Below are 6,865 nucleotides of genomic sequence, written 5' to 3'. Positions count from 1 at the left end.
TTGGTCGATCCGCTAGAATATTATATATCTCGTAAAGAATTACAAATGTAGCGCCGGATACGGAACCGTACGTCCGGTGCAATGAGAGGGGCGAGAATTAAACTCCCTCTACTCTATTGATAATGGCACCTTTTTCTTCTAACTGAATTCTAGTTATCAAATGAGTAAAATTAGCGTAGCCATAAGCAGTACGCTCAATTTGTTTAATCTTGCGGTTTGTACCTTCAAGACAGCCGTTAGATTCATCAAACTTAGCAGCGTTGAGAATATCATGAAGATTTCGTTTGAAAGTATTCAACGTAGTATGCATCATGTTGCCAACGTGATCTTTGCTTTTGATTAAATCTTTGAGCTTATCGGTATCTCTATCTCTTAAAGCTTTACTGATATCTTGCATAAGATTGTAGGTGTTCTCAAGCTCGGGACTTAGTCTGAGTCCATCAGCTACAACTTGTTCCTGAGTCAGAGTATCCTTTAGCCTTGGTTGATGGTACGGCTTTACTTTTTCAAGATCCTCAAATGGTTTGAGATACAGTTTCCAATAATATTTAAGCAGGTTATATTCTTTGGCGCCTTTCTTGTGCTTCTTCATTTCTTGAATACGGCAAGAATTAAAAGAACGATTGAGCATTTGAACGATATGGAAACGGTCAAGAATTACTTGAGCATTAGGAAAAAGCTCCTTAGCCATGATGTCATAGTAGTAATTAAGATCCATAGTTACAGTTTTGACCTTGTTTCTTACCGTAAGAGGAAAACGTTTGAAGTAGTTGATGATATCTTTCTTAAGTCTGGTAGGCAGCACTTTAACTATTTTATGAGTATGACCATCAATAGCGATAAAGTGCAGCTGTCTGCCAACGCCTCTGAATTCATCAAAGGCTAAGTATTCTGGCAGCCAATCGGTATCTTCAACGGTAGAGTAACCGTATCGCTCCAATACGCGCTGTACAGTGTTGGTTGAGGTCGAAGTTTGTCTGGCAATGCTTTTCATGGACCAATCTTCAGTTAGAGAACCAATAATTTTACGTTTAGTGGCGTTAGAGATACAGCAGTATTTTTCTACTAATTCCGTTTCAGCCATTGAATTCATATGACAATCGCGACAAATAACTCGCTGCTTGGCTACTCTGATAAAGACAGGCAAGCTAGCATCTAAAGCAGGATAGCGCACATTAGAATATAAATGACCATTGTGGACGATATTAGTTGAGCCACAATTAAGACATTGATCTAGATGAGCTACTGCATGGTAAAACTTTGCATCGCGATTACGATACTTTCCAATTGAAATATCCAAAGAATTCTAACAGTGGGTCTTTAATATTCAGAGAAAATTTAATACAATCATTGTATGAGGACATAAGCAAAACACCTTAATTTCTAAAGAGTGGTATCAAAGGATTTTATGTAGTGAGGCTTATGCCTCTTTTTTCTACCAAAAAATCCCATTGATAGAATATCATAGAAATCTATCAACAGGATTTATCATAGAGCCACTTTATTGATATTATGCGACTAAGGACTTATTCCGATATTCTATCGGAGTAAGTTCTTTTAGTTTATCCTTAGTTCTTTCCGTATTGTAATAGTCTATATATTTTCTGATAGCTTGCTCTAATTCGTCAAGTGAAGCATATTTCTTCTCCTGACCATAGAACATTTCACGTTTGAGAATGCCAAAGAAGCCCTCCATTAAGCCATCATCTGGAGAACAGCCTTTTCTCTAGACATGCTTTGTTCAATACCGCGAATAGCTAGTTCATGTTGATAAGCATTGTGTTGGTATTGCCAGCCTCGATCTGTATGAAAGATTAAACCATTTAGTGCCTGATTAGTTTTAAAAGCATCATCCAACATTGACATCACTTGTTTCAGATTAGGATGACGAGAAATATTATAAGCAACGATATCACGTCCGCAGCCATCAATAATAGGTGATAAATAGAGTTTCTTACCCCTTAGATTGAATTCGGTAATATCGGTATACCATTTCATATTCGGTCTTAAAGCAAAGAATTTGCGTTTAATTAAGTCTGGTTTGATTCTGCCTTTAATATCTCCTTGATAGCTGCTATATGGATGTCTACGCTTCATCACATAACCGTACAAATCCATTTTGCGCATTAAACGATTAACAGTTTTACGATTAATCTGATAGCCTTCACGATGCAAAATATGTGTAATACGACGATAACCTGGGGCAACATAACGATTCTTAATCTCATCATAGATCTCCCGAATGCGCATCATCACATCACTATGATGAACTTGATCCTTATCCTCACGAGTATAAACGTCATAGTAGTTACTGCGCGAGATGTGCGGCAGATCTTCATTAGCGTTAATAATTTCAATGATCTTCTTTACTGCGAGCCCCAGTTCATGCCTCAATTCGGTAACAGCTTGTGCTATTTCTGTTTTGGTTGGCTCTTTCTTTTTTGAACCAAGGCATCCAATTTTTTTATATATGCGTTTTCGACAGTAAGCTTTAAATTCTGGCGACGCAACTTGGCGTTTTCTTGCTTGAGCCGTTCTAATTCGTTTAACTCTTTCTTGCTCATGGATTCGTCGTCCTTTCTTCTTGATAACGACATTATATCCATTTTCTTTGTAAGAGCGAATCCAATTGCTTAACATACCATTACCAGGCAAACCTAGATCAAGTGCTATTGCATTAATCGATTCATTTCCTAAAAGCACTCTTTTTATGGCATGTTCTTTATACTCTTTTGAGTAATGCGTATAAGATTTATCAAGTACTGATAAGCCATGAATTTTAATTAAATTTATTAGATAATTTACCTTTTCTCTTCTGATACCATATTTCTTACTTAAGTACGTTCCACGTTTATTTTCTAAAGTCCATTCTTCAAAAATATGACTTTTATCCTTTTTAGTTAATTTAGACATAGTAAAACCCTCGAGATTCATGTCCGAATTTCGAGGGTCACTACAGTTTGGTTCTTTTTCTTTAATATCAAGATCAAATTTAATACAATTATTAAAAGAGGGCATAGAAACACACCTTTATTTATAAAATGTTTAGTAGGATAGATTTTTTATTATAGGGGACTATGTCCTCCTTTTTTATGCAAAAAAACTGTCGCCGATTGTAAAATTAAATTGAACACTTGATAGAAAATAAAAAGTCCATTTGGACCTGTTTGATAGAATGTTAATAACCACAAAAACATCTATGGAGGTCAAAATGGACTCACTACATTCTATCACGGACAAGCGTAAAAAAGGAACACATCTATCACTTGAAGAGCGGGTTATTATTCAAACTCGTTTGAAAGATCATTGTTCTTTGCGTTCCATCGCTCGAGAAATTGGCTGTTCCCCTAGTACAATTTACTATGAGATCAAACGAGGAGCCGTTAAGCTGTATCACGGTAAAGTTAAACGTTATAAAGCCCAACAAGGTCAGAGTGTTTATCAAAACAATCGTCGATACTGTGGACGCAAATCGGATTTTCTTAAGAAGCATAAGTTTATTGATTACGTCCAACAGCACTTTTTTGAAGATGGCTGGTCGCTCGACGCCTGCAGTAATCGCTGCACTGCTGTAGGTGAATTTGCCAGCAACGATATTGTCTGCACCAGGACGCTTTATAATTATGTCGATCAAGGCTTGTTAAACATCCATAACTATGATTTGCCAGAGAAACTCAAGCGCAATACCAAAATTCATCGCATTCGTAAAAATAAGAAGAAGCTAGGCTGCAGTATTGAACAACGACCACGGGAAGTTAATAAGCGTGATGTGTTTGGGCATTGGAAATGTGATCTTGTTTTAGGCCATAAGACCAAGGACGACGAAGTGCTGCTAACTTTGTCTGAACGCATGAGCCGTGAGTTCCTAATTATTAAAATCCCAGATAAAACAGCTGTCAGTGTAATGAATGTCTTTAAAAGTCTGCGCAAGCAATACAGCGAGCATTGGAACGATATCTTTAAAACTATTACGACTGATAATGGTTCTGAATTTGCGGATCTATCTCAGCTGGAAGATATTTCCAAATCACTAGTTTATTATGCTCATACATATACTTCTTGTGATAAAGGCACTGTAGAGAGGTATAATGGCCTTATTCGCAGATTCATTCCTAAAGGTGACTATATTCATAACTACTCTCTCCAACAAATCATTGACATTGAAACTTGGTGCAATTCATTGCCAAGAAAGATCTTGGCTTATCATACACCAGATGAAATCTTTGAAAGAGAATTAGATCGCATCTATCAAACAGCCTAAACAAAAGTGTTCAAGTTATTATTGCAATTTACGAAAAAATATTAATGAATATATTATATATTACTAATAAAATATATAAAGAAAGCACCAATAACTATACTTGAGATAGCTATTGGTGCTTAAATTTTTGTGATCATAAATTATTTAACTTTGAGGATATCTTCTTTAGCATGGATTAATCTAGTAATGAATGCACAGTATGGTGTAGGCACACTATGTTTTAATCCTTTGCGCCAAACGGCTCCATCAATGTAATCGATCTCTGTCGGGCGGTTATTTTGTACCAGATCTTGGTACATTGAAGGATAATGTGGCGTATCAAATAAACTTTCAACATGTTGAATGACTTCGCTACGATCTAAGTTTACTCCTTCATATTGAGCAACATCTGCAAATTCTTGCACAATATTTCTGGTTAGTTCATCAGCTTCTTTAGTATGACCGAACTCTTTGCAGTTTGCACCAAGCAGAGCACATAGTGCATTAACCACACCGTTTACGCAAGCTTTGCGCCAAATTGAATACATTACATTTTCACTGTAGCTGGCGTTAAGACCAGCATCACTCAAAATCTTGACGATTTCTTTAGTTTCATTTTTACCCTTAGGATCAAGACATTGGATTTCGACGTTACCATTGTCATTGGCGAAAGTAATGTGGCCAGGAGCCGTCATCATTGATGCCCACATCGTGACACCCATAATGATGTGATCGCGAGTGACAAATCTCTCTAGCACATCTTCGTGACCTAAGCCATTAAGCAAGCAGAGCACATAAGTATCTTTGCTAATGACTGGCTTCAGACTGTTTAACATATTTTCTAACTGCATTGACTTGGTAAAGACGATTAACAGATCAACGCTTTCATGTTGCTCATCGATTTCTTCAGGACGGTAAATTGGCATCTTTTCCGCAATTTCTTCGTCCTTAACTCTAGCGACCACGCCATTTTCACGGATAGCGGCAATGTTTCTGTCCCAAGTATCGATTAAAGTAACGTCATTTCCAGCCTTCTTTAAATGCCAGCTGAACTTTGAGCCCATAGCTCCAGCTCCAGCAATTACAATTTTCATAAATTTAGCCTCCTAAATAATTAGTAATCGCTTTCAGCATAAGCTGAAATAGATAAATTAGCAATTGACAAGAATGCTATAAATAAGTTATTATTAAAGTGTGTAAACGGTATCATATTTTTGGAGGCTTATTATGGCTATTATTAATAATGATTTTCATGATGTTTTAACTGGAAGACATTCTGTACGTAGATTTGATCCTTCAGTAAAAATTAGTCGTGAAGAAATGACTGAAATGCTTAAAGAAACCATCACGGCACCATCTGCATTCAACTTACAGGCTTGGAGATTTGTGGTTGTTGATACAGATAAAGGAAGAGAAAAACTGCATAAATATTTTATGAAGGTTAACTTCCCACAGATCGATAAAAGTTCGGCAATTGTTCTATTCTTTGGCAATACTTTGGCTTTTAAAAAGTATAGTAAATTATGGCATAGTATGTATGAAGCCAAAAAGGTAACTAAGGAAGCTATGGATGCGGCTTTAAATACTTTTATGCCTTTATATGAAAAAGCACCAAAGGAAATGTTAGTTGCTGATTCAATGGTTGATACTTCACTTGCTGCAATGCAGTTTATGTTGATAGCTCGTGAGCATGGCTATGATACTAATGCAATGGCCGGTTATGATTCAACTAAAGCTGCAGCCACAATGGGACTTGACCCTAAGCAGTATGTTCCGGTGATGGCAATTGCGGTTGGTAAGCATGATCCAAAGGCTGAGCCTGAGATTGCTACGACTAGATATCAAATTTCAGATTTAGTTGATTTTGAATAATTGCTTATATAGAAACTTTTTTATGATGAAAAGACTAATAGTAGGAGGGATCTATTATGAGGAAGAGATATTTGTTTTTGATGTCATTAGTTGCATTTTTTAGCATTTTCTTTGTAGGGATGCAAAGTCAAAATGTTTATGCAGCTAGTCAATATGGCATTGCTCGTAAATATACAACACCTAAGGCAACTCGGGGAACTTGGTACTATCGTGAAACTGACAAGTTCAGCAGTGATAAAAAGACCATTCATACTTTGAAAATTACTGCTCACACTGCTAACAAAGATAAGTTGTATGTACCTTCACAAAAATTCTTTAAGAAGAATGTATATAATGTTTCTTCAAAGAAGCGTAATGCTTTTATCAAGAAGGTTATGAAGAAGAATATTTATGCAGCTTATAACTTTAAGAAGGGCTTTAACGTTAACAATTGGGTTAACTTGGCTGGTGATGGTGTTTACTACATCCCTGTAACCAGAACTGTTAAAGGTAAAAAGGTGAAGGCTTTGAAGATTGCTACTGGTGCTGATCAACATGCCAGCGCTTATGCATTCAAGACCAAGGCTTTAGCTAAGGCTGCTAAGTAATAGAAATCTTATTTTAATGAATATTTTAAAAAGACATAGTCAGATTAAATCCAATGTCATTAAGTTAAGACATTGACAATTAATATTAGACTTTTAAAGCACTGATTTAACATTTAATTGGTTAAATTGGTGCTTTTTTCGTACAACAAATAAGGCATAGCACAGA

At 36.3% G+C, this 6,865-nt stretch carries 4 protein-coding genes and 2 pseudogenes; 3 read left to right on the top strand and 3 right to left on the bottom strand.

Annotation, left to right across the window (positions count from 1 at the left end; genetic code table 11):
* Positions 1-97 precede the first annotated feature (97 nt).
* Together B5E95_RS10050 and B5E95_RS10045 are read right to left on the bottom strand one after the other, a co-directional pair.
* Positions 98-1,364, bottom strand: a pseudogene (locus B5E95_RS10050) (ISL3 family transposase).
* 146 nt (positions 1,365-1,510) lie between these two features.
* Positions 1,511-2,913: pseudogene (locus B5E95_RS10045) on the bottom strand (IS3 family transposase).
* A gap of 298 nt (positions 2,914-3,211) precedes the next feature.
* Between B5E95_RS10045 and B5E95_RS10040 the strand changes: the two are divergent.
* A complete protein-coding gene (locus tag B5E95_RS10040) occupies positions 3,212-4,261 on the top strand; it encodes an IS30 family transposase (protein WP_087176923.1) in 1,050 nt (349 codons plus the stop codon).
* Between the two features lie 140 nt (positions 4,262-4,401).
* Here the strand turns inward: B5E95_RS10040 and B5E95_RS10035 are convergent, their stop codons facing one another.
* Positions 4,402-5,334, bottom strand: coding sequence for a 2-dehydropantoate 2-reductase (locus B5E95_RS10035; protein ID WP_087176922.1), 933 nt, complete (start codon positions 5,332-5,334; stop codon positions 4,402-4,404).
* A 133-nt stretch (positions 5,335-5,467) separates the two neighbouring features.
* Here B5E95_RS10035 and B5E95_RS10030 point away from each other — a divergent pair, with 133 nt between their 5' ends.
* Positions 5,468-6,112 (top strand): nitroreductase family protein, encoded by a 645-nt coding sequence (locus B5E95_RS10030; protein ID WP_087176921.1) that lies wholly within the window; start codon positions 5,468-5,470, stop codon positions 6,110-6,112.
* 56 nt (positions 6,113-6,168) lie between these two features.
* Positions 6,169-6,699: a hypothetical protein gene (locus B5E95_RS10025; RefSeq protein WP_087176920.1), complete on the top strand. Its 531-nt coding sequence runs from the start codon at positions 6,169-6,171 to the stop codon at positions 6,697-6,699.
* The last annotated feature ends 166 nt before the right edge of the window (positions 6,700-6,865 follow it).

Origin of the sequence: Lactobacillus gallinarum, assembly GCF_002160635.1 — a bacterium.
GTDB lineage: Bacteria > Bacillota > Bacilli > Lactobacillales > Lactobacillaceae > Lactobacillus > Lactobacillus gallinarum.
This window is presented reverse-complemented; position numbering and strand designations above follow the sequence as displayed.

Coding starts and splice junctions, on each gene's coding strand:
- B5E95_RS10040 (WP_087176923.1), top strand. CDS start 3,212: ATGGACTCACTACATTCTATCACGGACAAGCGTAAAAAAGGAACACAT.
- B5E95_RS10035 (WP_087176922.1), bottom strand. CDS start 5,334: ATGAAAATTGTAATTGCTGGAGCTGGAGCTATGGGCTCAAAGTTCAGC.
- B5E95_RS10030 (WP_087176921.1), top strand. CDS start 5,468: ATGGCTATTATTAATAATGATTTTCATGATGTTTTAACTGGAAGACAT.
- B5E95_RS10025 (WP_087176920.1), top strand. CDS start 6,169: ATGAGGAAGAGATATTTGTTTTTGATGTCATTAGTTGCATTTTTTAGC.